The 21,288-nt window shown below is 42.1% G+C and carries 15 protein-coding genes; 9 read left to right on the top strand and 6 right to left on the bottom strand.

Annotated elements, in window-relative coordinates; all coding sequences use genetic code 11:
• Positions 1-18: 18 nt before the first annotated feature.
• Together AACW45_RS27215 and AACW45_RS27210 are read right to left on the bottom strand one after the other, a co-directional pair.
• Positions 19-4,173, bottom strand: a complete 4,155-nt coding sequence (locus tag AACW45_RS27215; protein ID WP_199331246.1) for a PAS domain-containing protein — start codon at positions 4,171-4,173, stop codon at positions 19-21.
• Between the two features lie 138 nt (positions 4,174-4,311).
• Positions 4,312-4,719, bottom strand: a complete 408-nt coding sequence (locus AACW45_RS27210; protein WP_190636156.1) for a universal stress protein — start codon at positions 4,717-4,719, stop codon at positions 4,312-4,314.
• Positions 4,720-4,809: 90 nt separating this feature from the next.
• Between AACW45_RS27210 and AACW45_RS27205 the strand changes: the two genes are divergently transcribed.
• The 8 genes from AACW45_RS27205 (at position 4,810) to proB (ending at position 11,611) form a co-directional block, all read left to right on the top strand.
• Positions 4,810-6,012, top strand: a complete 1,203-nt coding sequence (locus tag AACW45_RS27205; protein WP_190636154.1) for a phosphoglycerate kinase — start codon at positions 4,810-4,812, stop codon at positions 6,010-6,012.
• A gap of 263 nt (positions 6,013-6,275) precedes the next feature.
• Positions 6,276-6,476: a hypothetical protein gene (locus AACW45_RS27200; protein ID WP_190636184.1), complete on the top strand. Its 201-nt coding sequence runs from the start codon at positions 6,276-6,278 to the stop codon at positions 6,474-6,476.
• 228 nt (positions 6,477-6,704) lie between these two features.
• On the top strand, positions 6,705-7,943 hold the full coding sequence (locus AACW45_RS27195) for a GNAT family N-acetyltransferase (protein WP_190636152.1): 1,239 nt from the start codon (positions 6,705-6,707) through the stop codon (positions 7,941-7,943).
• Between the two features lie 27 nt (positions 7,944-7,970).
• Positions 7,971-8,420, top strand: a complete 450-nt coding sequence (gene ruvX / locus AACW45_RS27190; protein WP_190636150.1) for a Holliday junction resolvase RuvX — start codon at positions 7,971-7,973, stop codon at positions 8,418-8,420.
• A 149-nt stretch (positions 8,421-8,569) separates the two neighbouring features.
• Positions 8,570-9,142: a DUF3727 domain-containing protein gene (locus tag AACW45_RS27185; RefSeq protein WP_190636148.1), complete on the top strand. Its 573-nt coding sequence runs from the start codon at positions 8,570-8,572 to the stop codon at positions 9,140-9,142.
• A 207-nt stretch (positions 9,143-9,349) separates the two neighbouring features.
• The gene (locus tag AACW45_RS27180) at positions 9,350-9,502 is read left to right on the top strand and encodes a hypothetical protein (RefSeq protein ID WP_206758486.1); all 153 of its coding nucleotides are present in this window, start codon (positions 9,350-9,352) and stop codon (positions 9,500-9,502) included.
• Between the two features lie 197 nt (positions 9,503-9,699).
• Complete coding sequence (locus AACW45_RS27175) at positions 9,700-10,242, top strand: YqeG family HAD IIIA-type phosphatase (RefSeq protein ID WP_190636144.1); 543 nt, start codon at positions 9,700-9,702, stop codon at positions 10,240-10,242.
• A 259-nt stretch (positions 10,243-10,501) separates the two neighbouring features.
• The gene (proB, locus tag AACW45_RS27170) at positions 10,502-11,611 is read left to right on the top strand and encodes a glutamate 5-kinase (protein ID WP_190636142.1); all 1,110 of its coding nucleotides are present in this window, start codon (positions 10,502-10,504) and stop codon (positions 11,609-11,611) included.
• 620 nt (positions 11,612-12,231) lie between these two features.
• On the opposite strand, the gene AACW45_RS27165 is transcribed toward proB, so the two are convergent.
• Together AACW45_RS27165 and AACW45_RS27160 are read right to left on the bottom strand one after the other, a co-directional pair.
• Entirely contained in the window at positions 12,232-13,899 is a 1,668-nt protein-coding gene (locus AACW45_RS27165) for a response regulator (protein WP_190636140.1), read from the bottom strand.
• 300 nt (positions 13,900-14,199) lie between these two features.
• Positions 14,200-17,175 carry a GAF domain-containing protein gene (locus tag AACW45_RS27160; RefSeq protein WP_190636137.1) on the bottom strand — a complete coding sequence of 992 codons (2,976 nt, stop codon included), beginning with the start codon at positions 17,173-17,175 and terminating at the stop codon, positions 14,200-14,202.
• Positions 17,176-17,776: 601 nt separating this feature from the next.
• On the opposite strand from AACW45_RS27160, the gene AACW45_RS27155 reads away from it, so the two are divergent.
• The gene (locus AACW45_RS27155) at positions 17,777-17,908 is read left to right on the top strand and encodes a hypothetical protein (protein WP_277880443.1); all 132 of its coding nucleotides are present in this window, start codon (positions 17,777-17,779) and stop codon (positions 17,906-17,908) included.
• 28 nt (positions 17,909-17,936) lie between these two features.
• Here the strand turns inward: AACW45_RS27155 and AACW45_RS27150 are convergent, their stop codons facing one another.
• Together AACW45_RS27150 and AACW45_RS27145 are read right to left on the bottom strand one after the other, a co-directional pair.
• The gene (locus AACW45_RS27150) at positions 17,937-19,406 is read right to left on the bottom strand and encodes an ABC transporter substrate-binding protein (protein ID WP_190636135.1); all 1,470 of its coding nucleotides are present in this window, start codon (positions 19,404-19,406) and stop codon (positions 17,937-17,939) included.
• An 83-nt stretch (positions 19,407-19,489) separates the two neighbouring features.
• Positions 19,490-20,926, bottom strand: a complete 1,437-nt coding sequence (locus AACW45_RS27145) for a serine/threonine-protein kinase (RefSeq protein ID WP_190636133.1) — start codon at positions 20,924-20,926, stop codon at positions 19,490-19,492.
• Positions 20,927-21,288: the final 362 nt, after the last annotated feature.

Here is a 21,288-nt window from a genome sequence, read left to right as displayed (position 1 = left end):
ACCGTCAACCGTCAACCGTCAACCGTCAACCCCATTAGACATAATGTCAAATATGACTTGTAGCAATTCTTCAATATCAATGGGTTTTGAAATATGCTGTTGAAAGCCTGCGAGTAGGGAACGTTGCCGATCTTCAATTCTGGCGTAGGCTGTGAGGGCGATCGCGGGAATTTGTCCGCCTTGTTCTGGTGGTAGAGAACGAATCTTTTGGATTAGGGTATAACCATCAACTTCAGGCATACCAATATCGCTGACTAACACATTTGGTTGAAAGGATTCCAGGGCGGCTAAAACTTCGGTGGCAGAGGTGACGGTGAGAACTTCGGCACCGTATTGAGTCAGCAGGGTGGTGCATAATTCACGGGTATCTGGTTCGTCATCAACCAATAAGATGCGAACCCCGCTAATGTCTACTGTTTGCTTGGTTGATTGACAAGACTGGCTTTTTTGCGGCTCAATATCTAGTAAGGGTAATTGGACTGTAAATGTTGCGCCTTGTCCCTCACCTTGGCTTTCTGCCCAAATCGTTCCCCCATGCGCTTCTACTAGGGAACGAACGATCGCTAATCCTAAACCTAATCCCCCATACTTGCGCGTAGTGGAAGCATCTTCTTGACGGAAGGACTCAAAGATATGGGGGAGAAATTCGCGGTTGATACCTTTACCTGTATCGCTGACTGTAATTTGGGCAGAATTCCCAACTTGTTCTAGGCGAATGTCTACCCGTCCGTTGTTGGGGGTAAATTTGATAGCGTTAGATAACAGATTCCAGACAATTTGCTGAATTCTCCCAGCATCGCCCGATACTCTGCCTACTAGTGATAATACGGGATATAACAAAATTGATTTGGCAACGGCTGCGGTGCGCATGGTGTCAATCGCCGCTTCAATTACAAATGCGAGATTGACGGGAGTGGCATTCATACTGAGTTTACCGCGCAAAATTTTGGCTACATCGAGCAAATCATCAATGAGTTGGGTTTGCAGCTTGGCGTTGCGTTCAATACTGGCTAGGGCTTGTTGGGTTTTGGTTTCGTCTAATTTGCGTGTTTGTAAGAGCGTTGCCCAACCTAAAATTGGGTTCAAGGGCGATCGCAATTCGTGAGATAAAATCGCTAAAAACTCGTCTTTAATGCGGTTGGCGCGTTCGGCTTCTGCTCTAGCTGTTTGCTCTAGTTGTAATAAGCGATCGCGTTCAATTTCTAGTTGTTTTTGAGCTTCAATATCTGTTGCAGTCCCAAACCATTTGATAATTTCACCTTGCTCATTCTTTTGCCCGACTGCTTGGTGTAAGTGCCAGCGATATACTCCATCTGCTCGCCGCATCCGACCTTCTGCTTGATAGGGAGTATTCTTTTTTACAGAATCAACCCACTTTTGCGCCATCACAGGTACATCTTCGGGATGCACAACTTCTTTCCAGCCAACGGTGCGGGCTTGTTCTATGGTTAATCCTGTAAACTCCAACCAACGTTGATTGACATCAAGTAAGGCTCCTTGAGCGTTAGCTGTCCAAACTAATTGGGGAATTAATTCTGCTAAACAGCGATAGCGTTCTTCGCTTTGGCGTAATGCGGCTTCTGCTTGTTTGCGATCGCTAATATCCACCGTAGAGCCAACTACGCGGATTACCTGTCCTTGATCGTCGCGAATTATACAGCCTCGTTCCCACACATTTACCCAATGTCCATTTTTATGGCGCACGCGATATTCACCTTCATAAAGATGTTGGGAACTGCCAAATAATTTGGGTACTAGTGGTTGTAAACGGGCAACATCTACGGGATCGACTAATTCTTGCCACCAACTAGCGCTAGCCGGCACATCTTCCGGGTGAAAACCCACCAAATCGAAAAGTTTTTCCGAACGATATACTTCATTGGTTTTTAAATTCCAGTCAAATACCAAACCATTGACAGCGTTAGTTACCAAGCGAAAACGTTCTCGGCTTTCTTCTAAGGCTTGCTCTGAGAGTTTGCGATCGCTAATATTACGCCAAGTAGCAATAAAGCCATCAGCAAATTTTGCAACGCGGATATCAAATGCTCTGACTAAGCGCTTTTGTCCGGATTCTTCTGCATAAACCAAATCATCTTTAATGAGCGATCGCCCAGTCTCTACCACTTGACAATATTCACGAAATAAGCTTTGGTCATCATATCCCGGCAGTAATTGCTCGCAAGTCTGTTGATGGTGGATGCAGGCGGCATTATTGATATAATCTACCCGAAAATCAACAATTTCGCCTTGGTCATTGCGTACAGCCTGGTAAATCCCAAAGCAGTCTAACATCGTTTCCACTGAAGTGCGAAAGCGGGTTTCACTGGCGCGTAATGCTTGAACTGCGCGGGTTTGCTCAATTAACGCCCAGACGCGAGCCAAAGTTGCTTGCAAAAGTGCTATTTCATCCTCGCGCCATAGTCGTGGTATTGCGGAATAAATTGTCAGACTTGCTACCCACTGCCCCTGGTAGATACCCGGAACGCTGGCCAAGGCTCTCACGTTATATGGCTGATGATTGCTAGCAAAAGCAGATGTGCGGGGGTCTTTTGTGATGTCTTCAATCGCGGCAAACTTACCAGCCGCAAAGGTGGCTTGAAATTCTGGGGTAATATAATTCGATAGAGAATATGTACCGGACATACTAGGGCCATTTGGACACCAATCTCGCTCGATAGTAATTAGACCCTGTTGCCAATCAATCTCGCCCCAGGTACAGCGATTTACCTGGAAATATGTACCGAGACTGCTGATAATTTCCCACACCATTGCTTGAGCATCTGTGAGTTGTCGCAGCCGCCCTTCTAGCTCATTGATAAATCTCTCGTTAAGTTCTTGGTGTTTGCGTTCAGTAATATCCTCAGCAATACCTGTAAGCCGATATACTGTACCTAAATCATCACGAATGGGAAAACAGCGATCGCGTACCCAGCGCATCCTCCCATTAGGCAAAATAATCCGATACTCTTGGTCAAATAGTCCCGCAGCTGCTTTCTGTTGAAATGCTTTCTCCGTTGCTTCCCGGTCTTCTGGATGCAACAAATTTACCCAGCTTTGTTGACTATCATATAACTCTTGGGCATCCAATCCCCAAAGGCGGTTATAAGCTGGGCTAACATAGCTAATATGCCGTTCTGGCAGTTCAGTCACCCAAAATACCGCCTGAATATTTTCCGCTAGCTGGCGGAAGCGTTCTTCGCTTTCTCGCAAAGCTACTTCAGTTCGCCTGCGTTCCGCTAGTTCATTCTGCGCCTGTTGATAAAGTTCTGCTTGTTGGATAGCAATACCTACTTGAGTAGCAAGTTCTCTGAGTAAATCAACTTCTAAGGCTTGCCATTGTCGGGGCGCTTGACAATGATGGACAATTAACATCCCCCACAATTTACCATTTTGCAAAATTGGCACTACCAAGTTTGCCCTGACTTGTAACTTTTTTAACAGTTCAACGTGACAGATATCAATACTACCATCATAAATATCTGCTTTCTGCGTCACTTGTCCCTGACGGAAATATTCCAGATAGTCTTGATTGAGACAAGGGTCGTGTAGTGAAGTAGAGAGCAGGGAAATCCAACCTGCACCAACAGATTCCGTCACCACTGTACCCCAGCCATCGGACTGCAAGCGGAAAATCAAAACCCGGTCAGTTTGGAGAAACTGCCGCACCTGGGACACAGTTGTTTGCCAAATTTCTGCTAAATCGAGAGATTGATGGAGTTTTTGAGTAATTTGCCAGACTAAACGCTCTCGTTCAATACGCTGTTGCAATTGCGTGCGTAACTGCACAGCTTCAATTGCGCCATTTACCGCCAGTTGTAACCCTTCTGGGGTAATTTGCTCCTTCACCAGATAATCTTGTGCGCCGGCTTTCATCGCCTGGACTGCGATCGCCTCATTCCCATCCCCGGTTACCATAATTACTGGTAAGCAAGGCTGTTTGGAAAAAGATTGTAAGCGATTGAGAAATTCCAACCCATCTAAATCGGGTAATCGATAGTCAAGTAACACCACATCGATTTGGTGCTGCTGCCATAGCTCTAATCCTTGTCGCCCCAGTTCCGCCTCGAAAATATTGTAAGCATATTCGCGATCGCGTCGTAAATAGCGCCGATAAAGTTCCCGGTCTTCTGGGGAATCATCCACAATTAACAAAGTGCGCCCAGTTTGACACATGATTAATCATCCAGTTAAGCAGGGAGCAGGGGGGCAGGGAGACAAGGAATTTTAGATTTTAGATTTGCGATTTTGGATTTCAATCTAAAATCTAAAATCCAAAATCCAAAATTGAATTGCCCCATGCCCCATACTCAATTACGGCACAATCAAAACTGGACAAGGTGAAAGATTAATCACGCGGGTAGTGACACTATCTGTTGCACCTTCTTCAGTTAAACCTAAACCGCGACAACCCATAATAATTAAATCTGCCCCGATTTCGTCAGCTACATCACAAATGGTAAAAGCTGGTTTCCCTTGCTTTTCCAGAACTTCGGCTTTAATTCCTTGTTGCTCAAATAAGGCGCGGGCACTTTCGAGTAATTTTGCAACTACCTCCGGTGACACCATAGGATCGGCAACAGGCGCGTCTTTTGGCGGTTCTTCAACCACGGAGAGTATTACCAAACGACTACCATATTTTTGGACGACGTTGGTAACCACATCAGCTGCTTCCCTGGCTTCGCGACTTTGATCGATGGGAAATAAAACTGTCTTGAACATATCTCTCACCTGCGTACCCCAGTCTCCGGTAAAATCTGGATGGTTATACTTTCAAAACAATAACAAAAAGGCGATCGGGAGGGTCTGGCTGTGTCCAAAAAAACTTTAGCAAATTTATCTGCGGCTGAGATATCTGGTAAACGTGCCTTAGTACGGGTGGACTTTAACGTGCCTGTTGATGATAACGGCAACATCACAGACGATACTCGGATTCGGGCAGCTTTGCCAACCATCCAAGATTTAACGCAGAAGGGCGCTAAGGTAATTCTAGCAAGCCATTTTGGTCGTCCTAAAGGTGTGGATGACAAATTGCGTTTGACTCCAGTAGCTAAACGTCTGTCGGAATTACTGGGACAAGAAGTGGTAAAAACTGATGATTCTATCGGTGATGAAGTAGCTGCTAAAGTTGCAGCTTTACAAAATGGCCAAGTGCTGTTGTTAGAAAACGTCCGCTTCTACAAGGAAGAAGAAAAGAACGACCCAGAATTTGCGCAAAAATTAGCAGCTAATGCCGATTTTTATGTCAATGATGCGTTTGGTACTGCACACCGCGCCCACGCTTCTACTGAAGGTGTAACTAAATTCCTCAGCCCTTCTGTGGCTGGATATTTGGTGGAAAAGGAATTGCAATATCTGCAAAGCGCGATTGAAAGTCCCCAACGTCCTTTGGCAGCAATTATCGGTGGTTCTAAAGTTTCTAGCAAAATTGGCGTTATTGAAACCCTGCTAGAGAAATGCGACAAGCTGATCATCGGCGGTGGGATGATTTTCACATTCTACAAAGCCCGTGGTTTGAGTGTTGGTAAGTCTTTGGTTGAAGAAGACAAGATAGAACTAGCAAAATCTTTAGAAGCTAAAGCTAAAGAACGCGGTGTTACCTTCCTGTTACCTACAGATGTAGTTGTAGCAGATAAGTTTGCGCCTGATGCTAATGCTGAAACCGTCAGCATCGAAAATATTCCCGATGGTGGTATGGGTTTAGATATTGGCCCAGACTCAGTTAAAGTGTTCCAAGAAGCTCTTGCAGATTGCAAATCAGTAGTTTGGAACGGCCCTATGGGTGTATTTGAGTTTGATAAATTTGCTAAGGGTACAGAAGCGATCGCTCATACTTTAGCAGAAATTGGCAAAACAGGCGCAACCACCATCATCGGCGGCGGCGACTCTGTAGCGGCTGTGGAAAAAGTCGGTTTAGCCGAGCAAATGAGCCACATCTCCACCGGCGGCGGCGCTAGCTTGGAGTTACTCGAAGGCAAAGTACTACCCGGTATCGCTGCTTTAGACGAGGCATAATAAATAGGGCATTGGGCATTGGGCATTGGGCATTGGGCATTGGGCATTGGGCATTGGGCATTGGTCAATTGTTAATTGTCAATTGTCAATTGCTATTGCTCTCCCTGCCCCCTGCCCCCTGCTCCCATGCCCCCTGCCCCCTGCCCAAATCCAAAGAACCATTACGCTTCATTGCAAAATAAAAAGTAGGGCAAAACAACGTGATAGGTTTTGTTTAATGGAAAACACTGCACCAGACTAATTAAAGGAGAATACCAGTGGCAATGGAATCAAATCTCTTAACAGACACAAGTGTAGTCAATGAAGATTTTAGCGAGTATGTAGCCCACCTCCAGCTACACATGACTTTACAAGCTCGCAATCTGGTTCCACCCATGAAGCAAAATCTTGAAGATAGCCGAGATCAATTACTGCATCAAACCCAAGCACACTTTGAAAAGTTGGCTTCTCGCCAAGGTTTGTAAATTTAGCTAAATCTTAAATTAAAATTTACACAAAATTAAAGCAGATATTGTTGATTAATGCTATTGGTGTTATCATCAAATCTGCTTTTTTTATTGAAGTTACGTATTTATTTAATAAGATCGCTCTTAGGGATAGCTAGCAAATGGCGGAAAGCCGCTAATATTATTATTACAGCACTTACTCAGCAAGAGCAGTTAATTAAGGCTTAATGGCGGCTCGAAACTAAAATGACTTCATTACTTCCTCGAAATCTCAGCGTTATCATTCGACCAGTCCAATACCGGGATCTGGATGGGATCGAACGCCTAACTCAAGAGTCATTCGCAGCCCAAACCCCGAAAGGAGCAGGTTCTGCCACGCGCCAAATGCAATGGCTGCGACGCTGGTATGGCTTTTTGAAATTTTTAAGTTGGTTCCCTAACCCGTTACAATACCTGTTTTGTTCCTATGTGGCAGAGCAAGGGCGATCGCTCTTAGGGATGATTCAAGTATCGCCGTTTAACCGCACGCGCAGTACTTGGCGGGTTGATAAGGTAATCCTTGACCGAGCTACTGACAAGCAAGTAACTGGTTCCCAGCTTCTACGCCATTGCTTTGAGTCGATTGTTGAGGCGCGTACTTGGGTACTGGAAGTAAATGTCAACGATTTAGAGGCGCTAGCACTATATCGGCAAAATGGATTTCAGCGTCTAGCGGAAATGACTTATTGGGAAATTGAACCCCAATTATTAACCGAATTGGCGCAAGCTGAACCAGATTTACCGAATTTATTACCAATTAGTAATGCTGATGCCCAATTGCTTTATCAACTAGATACAGCATCTATGCCGCCTTTGGTGCGTCAGGTGTTCGATCGCAATACCCGCGACTTCAAAACAAGTTTGTTTGGAGCCTTAAGCGATGCTGTGAAGCAATGGGTGACAAAAACCGAAGTAGTCAGTGGTTACGTATTTGAACCCCAACGCAAAGCCGCCATTGGACATTTTCAGGTGCAACTAGATCGCCAGGGAATTACCCCGCACATCGCCACGCTGACAGTTCACCCCGCCTATACTTGGCTATATCCTGAGTTGCTGTCGCAATTAGCGCGGATTGTCCAAGATTTTCCCCAGCAAGGCTTGCAACTAGCTTCTTCTGATTATCAACCAGAGCGAGAAGAGTATTTAGAACGCATTGGTGCTAAACGGATAGAACATACTTTAATCATGTCGCGTTCGGTTTGGCATAAACTAAGAGAGTCGAAATTTGTCTCTTTAGAGGGAATTCAATGGCCAGAAGTGTTGCAAGGCTTACAACCTGCGCGTAAACCCATCCCAGGGGGTATGTCATGGACGCAACAACTCCAAAAGCGATCGCATGATATCTCATTACCAACAAAATCGGAACCTCCGACTTTTGGTAATAAACCCGCGAATATTGAAGCATCTTCCCCGCCAGAATCAGCAGATACACAACAACAGCAGTAAGTCATACCTTAGGAGCAACCACAGCCATTGATTTCAGCATTAGGATTAGATTTAGGGAGTAAGCGCATTGGCGTAGCAGGTTGTGATGGTACCGGCTTAATCGCTACGGGGATCGCCACCATTGAACGCGCATCTTTTGCTCAAGATGTGGAGCAACTCAAACAAATCGTTGAGGAGCGCCAAGTGCAGGTGCTAGTAATTGGCTTACCTTATTCAATGGATGGCTCCTTAGGCTTTCAAGCGCGTCACGTGCAAAAGTTAGCTAATAGGCTGACGAAAGCGCTCAATTTACCGATGGAATATGTGGATGAGCGATTAACCTCATATCAAGCAGAAGAATTGCTCAAAGCGGAAAATCGCTCGCCATCACGCCACAAAGCCTTAATTGACAGAAAAGCCGCCGCCTTAATTTTGCAACAATGGCTGGATACTCGCCGCGCTCAATCTCGCAGTTCGGCGGTAGCTGTTGAGTATTGATACCTTTTAACATGATATTCTGAAAACTGTTACCCGGCAGTTGTATATAAAACTCAACCTGTTTATTGAGATATATTTCATTAAATAGTTGAGCAAATGCAAATTTCACATTTGCTGGTAGTTATAAAAAAAGTTTCCACACCTCGGCTATGTTTTCTTCTCCATTTTCCGACGACAACGATAACGATCGCACTGGCTCCATCAGTTTAACTGACGAAAAAGGGCGCACTCTCGATTGTTATATTGAGCATTCCCTGGAAGTAGATGGGCAAGAATATGTTTTACTACTACCCGTCGATTCACCTGTAGAAATTTTTGCTTGGCAAGGTGAAGATGAGGAAGAAGAAGCTGTTCTGGTAGAAGACGATCTCACAATTGATAAGATTTTTCCTACAGCCCAAGCTGTCTTATCCGAGCAGAATTTATTCTTAAAAAATACTGCTTATGCTCTCACCGTCTCTGGTGATTTACCCCCTGTAGAAGAATCTGAACTCTTCACTTTAGAAATTGAAGATGATGAAGCAGATTTAGAACCAGAGCAGTTACAACTTCTAGCTAGATTCTACGATGAAGAGCAGGAATACGCCATTTACACCCCCCTCGATCCCCTGCTATTTTTTGCTCGGATCGCTAAAAATGGACAGCCGCACCTCCTTTCTCCAGAGGAATTCCGTAAGGTACAACCATTGTTAGAAGAACATTTGTTTAATGAAGTTGAATGATAGATAGCAATAAATAATTAAATTCCTGAATGATAGCTGTTGACTGTTGACTGGTTTAAAAGCCTTTTATTGTCAAGGTTTTATCTTAGCTTGATGTCTTAATCTATCTGGCTACAGCTACATAAATTGCGAAAAAAACTTTTTTGGCAAGAATTAAGGAATATATGTTGGCAGGTTAGGCAAATTTAACCTGTAGCTAAATTGCTTTTGCTCAAAACTGTCAAACAAGAACCCCATCATCATCTTACCCATCGTACCAGTCATAGGTTTGGGATTATCCCAGCCCTACAATTTGCGATCGCTTTTTTTATTCCCATCATCTTATTCCTGAAGCGATCGCATTTATTTAAAATCCGATAATAAATTACTGCTTGGCAAGGTTACCAGGCAAGCTATATTCTAAAAAAACTAGGTATTTGTATTTTGTGAAAGGTTATCATAGCACAAGTGTGCTTTGTTATTTATGACAAAATATAAATTATTTGTTGTAGAAATTTACAAAGTAAAACAGTATTTACTTATTCTTTAGTAAATTATCACATCCTTAACTCGAAAATATGGCTTGGAATAACCTTTTGCAACCTGACTTGATTTTGGCAGGTTCGATTTTAAACCTGACACCAGACATTATCCAGGAATATGGATTGAAGGGATTGGTGCTAGATGTAGATGAAACTTTAGTACCGATGAAAGTTGGCGCAGTTTCGCCAGAATTACGCGATTGGGTAGAACAAATCCGCGCCCATACCGTCTTATGGTTGGTGAGTAATAACTTAAGCGAAATGCGGATTGGCGGAATTGCGCGTTCTTTAAACTTACCTTATTACCTGGGTGCTGCTAAACCTTCACGACGCAAAATTAGAGCCGCACTCAGAGCGATGAATTTACCAGTACATCAAGTAGGGATGGTAGGCGATCGCTTATTTACCGATGTCTTAGCGGGTAATCGCTTAGGTATGTTCACTATCCTAGTCGAACCGATGATTCACCCAGATGTAGAACTACTGCGTACTCACCCCGTGAGAAACTTTGAAGTCTGGGTATCAGAAGCCTTAGGAGCCTCCATCAGCCCCAAGTATACAAAAATTCGCAAACATTGATAATCTGACAGAAAAGTAAATCTAAAAAAATAATTAAGGAATCTTTCGCAATGAAAAAAATCTGAGAATATAAGTATCAATAACATCGGGTCAGCCAAAAAAGACCCAAGCCGATAACAAATAAATTTAAAACCGTAAAGCGTCAGACTTCACTTATAGAAGACCTGGCGCTTTACAATTTTTATAGTCAGTGGTTAGAGACGCGATGAATCGCGTCTGTACAATTGTCAGTTGCCCAATGCCCAATGCCCCATGCCCCATGCCCAAAACTATTGTTGTTAAAATCGGTACTTCTAGCCTGACTCAACCGGAAACGGGACAATTAGCACTATCTACAATTGCTACCTTGGCGGAAACTCTGTCTGATTTAAGACGCCAAGGACATCAGGTGATTTTGGTGTCTTCTGGTGCGGTGGGGGTGGGTTGCGCGCGGTTGGGTTTAACGGAACGCCCAAAAGCGATCGCACTTAAACAAGCAGTAGCAGCTGTGGGACAAGGGCGGTTAATGCGGGTGTATGATGATTTATTTACTACCTTGCAACAACCTATCGCCCAAGTTCTATTAACCCGTAGCGATTTAGTACAGCGCAGTCGCTATCTCAACATCTACAACACCTTTCGGGAATTGCTGGGATTGGGAGTGATTCCGGTAGTTAATGAGAACGATACGGTGGCGGTGGATGAGCTAAAATTTGGCGATAATGACACCCTTTCAGCCTTAGTTGCCAGTTTAGTTGAAGCAGACTGGCTATTTTTGCTGACAGATGTGGATCGATTGTACTCCGCCGATCCCCGTTCCGTACCCGATGCTCAACCCATCGCCTTGGTAAGCAGTATTAAGGAATTAGCCGAATTACAGATACAAACAGGTGCGCAAGGTTCCCAATGGGGTACTGGGGGAATGGTAACGAAAATTTCCGCCGCCAGAATTGCGATCGCGGCTGGTGTGCGTACTGTCATTACCCAAGGGCGATATCCCCGCAATATTGAAAAAATCATCGCCGGGGAAGACATCGGTACGCATTTTGAACCCCAACCAGAACCCACCTCAGCCCGCAAACGCTGGATTGCTTACGGTCTTGTACCGATGGGAAAATTATATTTAGATCCAGGCGCGATCGCGGCGATTTCCCAAAGTGGAAAATCATTATTAGCGGCGGGTATTAAAGCCGTAGAAGGCGAATTTGATACTCAAGAAGCCGTGCAAATATGCGATCGTGAAGGTAATGAAATTGCTAGAGGATTAGTGAATTACAACAGCGAAGAACTCCAAAAGATTCGCGGCTGTCATTCCCGCGAAATTCCCCAAATTTTAGGCTATGGCGGTGCAGAAACTGTAGTTCATCGTGATAATTTAGTTTTGACTTAAGATATGGGGCATGGGGCATTGGGCATTGGGCATTGGTGTCAACTTACAGCAGTTTTCACCTATTTGAACCACATCTATCGTAGGGAACACCGACAATCTTTTGGTACATACAATAATTTTACTGATGCCGTGCCCCTACAGCGTGGTCTATTTACAGGAAGATGCTGTAATACCAATTGGAAAAAAGAATGCGACAGATTGTAGGTTCATGGCACTGCCGTGAACCTACAATCTGTCAATTTTGTTTTGAGGGGTTTTTGGTAGTGCGGGCATCTTGCCCGCGTGAGCGAGACGCTCACACTACTGTCCCTCATTTCAACCCTGACAGACTACTAGAATATATAGATGTGTCGCCAACATTATTTGAATTGGTATAAGTTCTCTGGCTTACCCGACGTACCGCCCGCAGGCTGTAAGCCTGGGGCTAACGTTACAAAGCCCACCTGCGTGGGCTAAGAAAATTTAGCCCACCTGCGTGGGCTTTGTTCAATTAGCCGCACCCTTCAAGGGTGACGGCGGTTTATCGGGTAAGCGAAGGGTTAGGAGTGAGGACAAAACCTTGTCCACCAAAAGGGTTTCACATTAAGTTGATACTATGCCCCATACCCCATGCCCCATCACTAACCTTTGTGTTCGATAATCAACTTAATTGCTGCTAAAAACTCTTGCTCTATGTAAGGTTTTGTAAAGTAAGTAGTAGCACCTAATTGCATTGCTAATAGGCGGTGATTATTGGTGGTGCAACTACTTAGCATCACAACAGGAATTGTCGATAAAAACTGCTCTTTGAGACGATAGCTGAGAAACTCAAAGCCATTCATTTTTGGCATTTCTACATCACAAATCACTAATTCCACCTGGGAATTTTGCTGCAATTGAGCGATCGCTTCTTGTCCATCTTGGGCATGTAAAATTTTGTAACCGACTTTTTGCAAAGTCATCGATATCAAATGTCGCACGCTATTAGAATCATCAACGATCAGCACGGTAGATTCTCTGTTAGCTGTTGCAGTGTCGGCTGGATTGAATAAGTTAGGATTTGCGGAAATATCGGGATTTTGAGCAATGGTTTCGCTTAACAATGCAGCCAAATCGATGACTTGCAGTGGTTTATCTTTCCAAGTCGTCAAACCATACACATAACTAGGCAGTTTGACTGACGCTGGCACAGGTTGAATTGGTAACTCTAATTCAGCAATTAAAGACTCAATCTGTGGTTGTAAAGCGATAATTTGCTGCCCTAAGCTAATAATAAATATTGGTTCTGGTTGAGTTTTTTCTGGTGGTAAATTTTCGGCATTCAGCAGTTGCGAAACTCCATAGGTAGGGATAATTTTACCTTGCCAATGTAAAAACCACTGTTGTTGCGAATAAATAAGTTGATCGGCTTGAGCAACTAAAATTTCTTTAACACTGTTGGAATTAATGGTAAAAATATTACCACTCGCAGTCCAGACAAATAACTGCGAAGTTTTCAGGGTTCTTGGTTGGTTAGGGCGATCGCTATTTGGCTTAACAATAGCAATTGCGCTATTAATTGACTTACCATTAGAAGAAATAACTGGTTTTGATATCTCCTCATAGGCTGTGCGCCAACCTGCTAAGGCGATACGTCCGATAGTTGGTGCAGCTTTGGGACTATTTTCTAGGCAAGCGATCGCTATTTGCGCGATCGCCACAAATTCAGTTATCTTTAAGCGATCGCCAAAGCTTAAAAATATATTGGCGGCTAATTTCAGTTTCTCGACTAAATTATCAGCCTCCGATTGAGCCAGAATCATTTCTAAGTTGTTTAATGCTTGAGTCACCTCTGCTGTATCGATCAAATGAGATAACCCTGGTTCTACATTCAATTTAGCAAGTGAATTAATTGCTATTGGTTGCTGATAATTTCTCGTTTCTAAATTAGCAAACACAGAATCGGTTTTTGCTAAGAGATTAACTGCGTCATCAGTTTTACCTTGAATTTGGGCAATTAATAATAAACCGAGATTTTCGTTAGCTTCTATGAGTAAAGCTGTAATATTTGCGTCAATTATCTGATTTTCTAGGGATAAAAGCCGAAAAATCTTCTCAAGACGATAAGCTAAATTTTGGATATCCGCCAAATCAACTTGAGCGCTGACATCTTTAATTAGCTGCGCAACTCGTACCAGAGTCCGCATTTTGCCTGGAGAATAGTTATTTGGTAGTTCTAACAATCCATTGTGAATTTGCTGTAGCAGCCCTAAAGCTTCTTGCACAAATTCTGGATTAATATTACTTTTTATACCCAAGTCAAGAACCATAGCTATGTTCCTGTATTTATGTAAAATGGCAAAATTCAGTAAATTATTTAACAGGTAGTCTCGATAAAAAAATTTTCATCACATATATGAAAGGGAAGGGAGATATAAATCTTGCAAATCAGGCGATCGCGAGAAAATATCTCTTAAGAGTCAACACTTCGACAAGCTCAGTGCGGCGCAGTCAACAGTCAACAGTCAATGGTTAATAGTCAACGATCATTTGCTATTTCTCCCCCTGCTCCCTGCTCCCTGCTCCCTGCTCCCTACCACCCTATATATATCTTAGTAAGATAAAATACTCTATATGTCTTGTGTAAATATGTCTATATTGCTTAAAGACTCTGCTAATTCTAAGGCTTGCTCGGAAACTTGATTAGTAATATTAGCGACTTCCAAAACTTGTTGATTTGCGGAATATGAAGTTTGGGCTTGGAGAGTAGCGATTTGAGTAATTTCAGCAGCCAGGGTTTTCATTTCTTGACTGATTGCGATCGCCTGATGAAGTTGCTGTTGAGTTTTTTCGATAAATGTTGAGTCGCTGGCGACTTGTTCGGCTTTGGTTTCAATCGCCGCAATGATTTGGTGAGTTTCTGTTTGAATTTCCCCCACCAGTGGTTGCACTGCGGCAATATCTGAGTCTAACTCTTGAATTAAAGACAGTACCTTTTGCGCGATCGCTGCAAATTGTTGCCCAACTTCTCCAGCACGCGAAGCTTCTAATGCTGTCTGCATAGCTTGGAGTTTCATTTGTGAAACAACATTACTCATCAAATTGACAGTCTCACCTAGCTTTTGTGCGGGTTGTTCTATCCGGTGAGCTTTTTCGGCAGCTTCCACAATTGTTTTTTGGATAGTACATATATTATTTAAAAGTTCGTTAATCGATTGATTTTTCGTTTCTACCCATTGATTAAGATTTTGTTCTTGAAATTCGATTTTTTGGGCAGAAACAATTAATTCTGTCGCAGAATCACCTAATATTTGCATTTGCTGGCAAATAGAATTAATCGATTGCATCTGCTGTGGTACAATTTCTGTAGATAAATTATGCACCACTTGATTGCTATTCTTGAGAAGTTGTACAACTTGCGATTGCAGCTGTTCTTGTTTTTGTCGCTCCTGCAAAGAAGTTGCTGAGGCACATTGGTAGGCGCGATCTATCTGGTTGAGAACTCTGGCACGATCGAGAGCAAAGCCTACTTGCATAGCGACTTGCGCCAACAAATCAATTTCATGTGGTTGCCAATCACGAGAACTAGTACATTGATGGGCAATTAATAAACCATATAACTGACCATCGTTGAGAATTGGCGCAACTAAATTAGCCATAACATCAAAGAGTGCAAGCTGCTGAAGATGACAGTCACTCAAACCAGCTTCATGAATATTACTAATAGCTTGGACTCTGCCGGCTTGATACTTTTCTACATAACCTTCAGTAAAACAGGGGTCTTTAATTCTCGCCCACAAAGCTTTAGGAAAACCTGGTAAAACTGATTCGGCAATCACAGTACCATACCAATCGGGATCGAAGCCATAAACCATGACTCTATCTGCACTAATGGCTTTGCGAACTTCTTCCACCGTGGTTTTCAGGACATCATCCTCATTCAGGGACTCGCGAATCCGGCGCGTTAACTCTGCTAACAACTGAGTGCGCACGCCTTCAGCATCAATTCGTTGCAGCAGTCTTGCATGATCGAGAGCAAATCCTACTTGCATGGCGATTTGGGCGAATAAATCAATCTCACCTTGTCGCCAATCACGGGAACTAGTACATTGATGGGCAATTAATAAGCCATATAACTTGTCATCTTTGAGAATTGGTGCAACCAAATTAGCTTTAACATCAAAGGGTGCAAGTTGTTGAAGATGACAGTCACTCAAACCAGCTTCATAAATATTACTAATAGCTTGAATTCTTCCTGCTTGGTACTTTTCTACATAACCTTCCGCAAAACAAGGATCTTTAATTTTCGCCCACAAAGCTTTAGGAAAGCCTGGTAAAACTGATTCGGCAATCACAGTACCATACCAATCGGGATCGAAGCCATAAACTATGACTCTATCTGCACTAATTGTTTTGCGGACTTCTTCCACCGTGGTTTTTAGTACATCCTCTTCATTCAGAGATTCGCGGATGCGGCGGGTAATTTCGACAAATAGCTGAGTTTGATTGGCTTTGGTATCGACTTCTGCGAGTAGCTGGGTATAGTTGAGCGTAAATCCTACTTGGCTAGCTACTTGAGAGAATAAATCAATCTCAAACTTCTGCCAAAAGCGGGGTTTAGAACATTGATGAGCAATTAATAAGCCGAATAGTTGCCCTTTTTTGATAATGGGTGCAACTAAATTCGCTTTCACCGCAAATCTTTCTAACAAGTTGATATGACAATCAGTTAAACCTGCTTGGTAGATATCATCTATAGCAAAGATATAGCCATCGCGGTATTTTTCCATACAATCCCCTTGAAAACAAGGGTCTTTGACAGTAGCCCATAAGGTTTTTGGCAAACCAAATGCTACAGATTCAGCAATAAAAGTACCTTCACCATGAGGATTGAGGCGAAAAATGGTGACGCGATCGCAACTTAAAACTGTGCGGACTTGTTCAACGGTAGTTTTCAGGACATCTTCTTCATTTAAGCATTCTTGAATCCGGTGGGTAATGTCCATCACAATGTGGATTTGTTCTGCTTCCGCTTCTTGCTTCCACAGCAAATCTGGTAGCTGTTTTGTGATTAAGCTGATATTTTTCTCTAAGGTTAGCAGTTCATTTTTGCTGGTTTCGGCACTGCGAATCCCTGCATTGTCTGATATTAGCCTTTGCACAATATTATTAGATAGAGCAGCTGCATTTAACAGTGGACGAATGGCACGATTAGCCAAAATTGCTGCGATCGCACCTGCTAATACAGTTGTTACCCCCGTTGCTAGTAACAACATTGCTAGCTGTTGTTGCAGTTCTTCTTTACTGACAGTTAAATTTTCATTGCTAGCTGGTTTGGTATCGGGAATTTGCTCGTTAATTAGCTGATTACCCATGTAATAAGTTGCAGCCCCAATTGTCAACAATGGGAGCATACTAATAGCGCAAGACCAAACTGTAGTTTTAGCCTTCAAACTCCAATTGCTCACTCCGAGTTGACGATAAGGAACTTGAATGATTGTCGGCAGTTTTGCATGATCTATAGTTGATTTCCCCACAGTTGGCTGACTACCCTGTAACTGATTTTTATCGTTACCTGCTTGCTTTCCACGAGAAGACTGAGTCATAAATTATAATCAGATGGTGCTACAGAATTTCTGTTATCAAAAACATTCTTCGCCACATTCATTTAATTAACTAAGTTGGTAGGGTAGCGCACTTAACTATGACTGCGGCTTAGTCAAAGGTAGAGTTCAAAAAGCCCAAATTTTCCTGATGATTATCTATCAGACTTTTGCATATAAGCCTATTTAAACCACATCTATTTTGAGAACCATAGTTTTAAAAGTAGTGGGAGCATCTTGCTCCCTGGTGGTAGTAGCAGGCAACATGCCCGCACTACTCTTGGTTTCAAAATGGACGAGGTTTAGCTGATACTCAGGCTTAGAAGATTTTTGTAATCTGCTGACAAATTATCCAAAAAATCTGAGCTTGCTGAATTTACACCCTTGAGACTTTTTGTTGTTCCTGAGATATCTGATGCACCCAATGGCTACTGATTGTGTATTTAGTATCTTAGTGCTTAATTGAGCAGATGTATATTGTTAAACTTGGTAATTCTCATATATGCAGCAAGTAGCTGTATTTATACAAATAACTAAATTTTTGCATCTTCCAATAGACATATAATTATCTATCTCTAAAAGTATATTTTTTCAATAAAAAAAGGTGTCTATCAAGACACCCACAACCAAACATGAAAATTTGTTTGAAGAGTCAATAGTCAATAGTCAACCGTCAACAGTCAATAGTCAACAGTCAACAGTCAACCGTCAACCGTCAACGCTATTTTCCAGTTAGTATTGTTTTGCATCGACAAAAACAAAATTTACTGAACTAAGACAAAATCGTAACCAGTACCAGAGGGACAAGGCTTTGCGGGATCGCAAGGTTCAATTTTGACTAAAAAGACACCACCTTCGCGATCGCCTGATTTGGTAAACTCAATCTTACCTGTAGCACCCATCGCGGAAAAATTCTCATTAGACAATACCTTTTGTAAACCTTGGCGGGTACTATCTTCTTTTAAGCCTGCAATAATGACTTGCATCGCATCATAAGCTGTAGCAGTGCGCGGACTTACTTCACCACCCCAGAGTTTAGCGGCTTTTTCCGCAAAGGAATTACCCGGACTCATATTCCGGTTAGCATCCCGATGCCAAGGTACAGCTACCACCATTCCTTTGACATCACCTTGTCCAAATTTTAACACCCTAGCACTGTAGAGTTGTTGCGAACCAAATAGCGCTAATCTGCCGCGATTTTCTTTAGCAATATCAATCACCGGATTAATATTAGTAAATCTGGGAATCAGCAGTATAGCTTCTGCACCATCACTAGTAGCGCGAGAAAGAAAATTACTCGCGCTAAAATTCCCCGCACCTAAATCGCATTCTGTACTAGTAACTTTACCTCCAAATTGAGCGATTAAATCGCTATATTCTTTGACAACTTCTTGATTTGATCTTTCTGTATTAGATGTTTGTTGATTATTACTCGATGAAGAATCTCGGCAAATGACGATATTTGTCCGGCGTTCTTTTTTGACAATATATTCTGCTAAAGCTTGAGTAAATATATTGCGATTGGGGCTGATATTAAACACATATTTACTATCCCCTAACATTTGTGTCTGATTTTGTCCGTCTTGACTTCTTCTACCGCTATTGGGGGAAATTCTCACCAAACTATTTTTTCTATAAAGTTCTTCGTTGCGACCAAATCCGACTACTGCTAAAAGACTACTATCTTTGACTAATTCAGTATCTATTTTTTCTATCTGTCCAACATTATTTAAACTGACAATTTCAACTTGTAACGGTACGCCATTAATTCCACCACTAAGATTAACTTCTTCTTGAGCTTGCGCTATCCCGCGTAAAGTCTCTTGCGCTTCATTTAAACTAGTGCCAATCGGTGCAATTACAGCTACTTTTAAAGCTTTAGAGTTGCCTATTTTGGCATTATTCAAATAAATTAATGATTCTGGATCGTTGCGCTGCTTTTGTAGGGATGCTTGAAAGTTAATAATCGCTTTCCCATAATCGCTAGATTTAAAAGCGTTAATTCCGGCTTCTTTTTCTGCTGTTTTATCTGCAGTTACTAAAATTTTTTCGCCTTTACTCATCCATTCGGGAGAAGAAGGGATGTTGAAATCAGGTGAAACCATTGAAGGTGTTTTTGGTTGACTAGCTGTTTTAGAAGAAAAATTACTCACCAACCATAAAATCCCGGCTACCATCACTCCAGCAATTCCTAGAGAGATTAGTAAGCGAATGTTTTCGTCCTTAGCTGCCATAGATGATTACCCCTAGTAATTAAATAAAATTTATTGAAGAAGCTTTGTAAAAGTTTAAATTTATTTACAACTATTTGACAAATTCAAAAATATTTAGCAATTAACTTGTCCACAAGCAGGGATGTTACCATCAGCATAAATGCCAATAAACCGGCCAGTACGATTAATAAGAATACAACAATAAAACCATTTGTTCCTGATTGCCACAGATTTTTCAGGTTCAAAGAGTGAAATACAGAAAAGATGAAGAAATTTGTGACGATCGCGATCGCTAATAAATAAACCTTTTCAAATAAAGACCGAGATTGAATTAATATGACACCTCCTAAGATGAGTAGCCATAATCCCCAACTCATGATACTACTGCCTAAATAGCTCAATAAAATAATAGCTAAAACTGCACCCCCAATACTAGTAATGACAATTCCAGGTAGTAGTTGACTCACCGATAATTGGGACAGATAAGTCTGTTGTCTTGATTGTGGCTGCGGTTGTGGTTGCGGCGTTGAGAATGGTTGTGGTTGTGGTTGCGGCGTTGAGAATGGCTGCGGTTGTGGTTGCGGCGTTGAGAATGGCTGCGGCGAAAGTATGGTGTGGGGTACATTCCAAGGCGCAGCCGTTTGGGAATTTAAGTCTTGTAAAACTTCCCTAGCTGATTGATAGCGTTTTTCGGGGGTTTCTTGCAATAATTTATCGAGAATATGCTCTAATCCATCGCTGATTGGCTGATTAATTTGATTGCGCCAACTATTAGTCCAGCTAAAACCTTGTTTTAACCATAGTTGAGATGGCGGAAAATCAGCTAATAGGTGAAAACAAGCTATTCCTAAACTGTATAAATCGCTAGCAGGATAAGCTTGACCAAGCTGGATTTGTTCCATTGGTGCATATCCTAAAGAACCAATAATAGTACCTGGAGAAGTGTTAATCAAATCGGTTTTTTGTTTCGATACACCAAAATCAATCAGCACAAACTTTCCATCATTTTGACGGCGAATAACATTTTCTGGCTTAATATCCCGGTGAATTACCTGTTGTTGATGTATTAATTCCAGCACAGGTAACAAATCGGTTAATAGTTGGCGAATTTTTGTTTCATTAAATGCTCCCTGCTGCTTTAACTCCTGTAATAAATTTTGTCCGACAATTAATTCTTGGACTAAATATAAGTAGTCATTTTCTTTAAAATAAGCATACAGAGTCGGAATTTGATCGTGTTTTCCTAGTTCTTGTAAGCGTTTTGCTTCTCGTTCAAACAACTCAGTTGCTTTTTTTTGGGCTTCACTACCACCACCACCATAAAATTGACCGCGCACTAGCTGTTTAACTACACATGGTTCGTTTAGCTTGTCTACATCTTCTGCTAGATAAGTACGCGCAAACCCACCTCTACCGATTGGCTGGAGAATGCGGTAACGATTTCTCAGCAGCGATACTAAACCGGTTCCACAGGAGAGACAAAAGTTTACACCGTCAGCATTTAGAGGATTTGGACAGTCGGGGTTGAGGCAGCAGATCATAGAGTTATCGCTGTCGGTTTATTAATAATTAAAATATACCTCAAATTATGTGATTTTCTGGGATATATTTGGCTTTTACTAATAATTTGAGATAAATGGTGCTATCTAAAGGTTGAGAGCGGTGTAAGATGGGTGAATTTTGTCAATGGTCAATGGTCAATGGTCAATGGTCATTTGTAATTTGTAAATATACATAATTCATGACAATTTTACTCAGCATTTATCGATTATTTACTAATAATTTTGGGTTGTGGATAACTATAAACTGCAATTAATTTGGTTTAATATTTTAGGTATCAGGTATTAACAACACACACAAGGGCAGGGAAACCCCGCCCCTACGAAAATTTTAATTACGTATC

Origin of the sequence: Calothrix sp. FACHB-168 (assembly GCF_963889195.1) — a bacterium.
GTDB lineage: Bacteria > Cyanobacteriota > Cyanobacteriia > Cyanobacteriales > Nostocaceae > Aulosira > Aulosira anomala_A.
The sequence above is the reverse complement of the archived record's forward strand: the minus strand, read 5'-3'. Positions and strand labels throughout refer to the sequence as shown.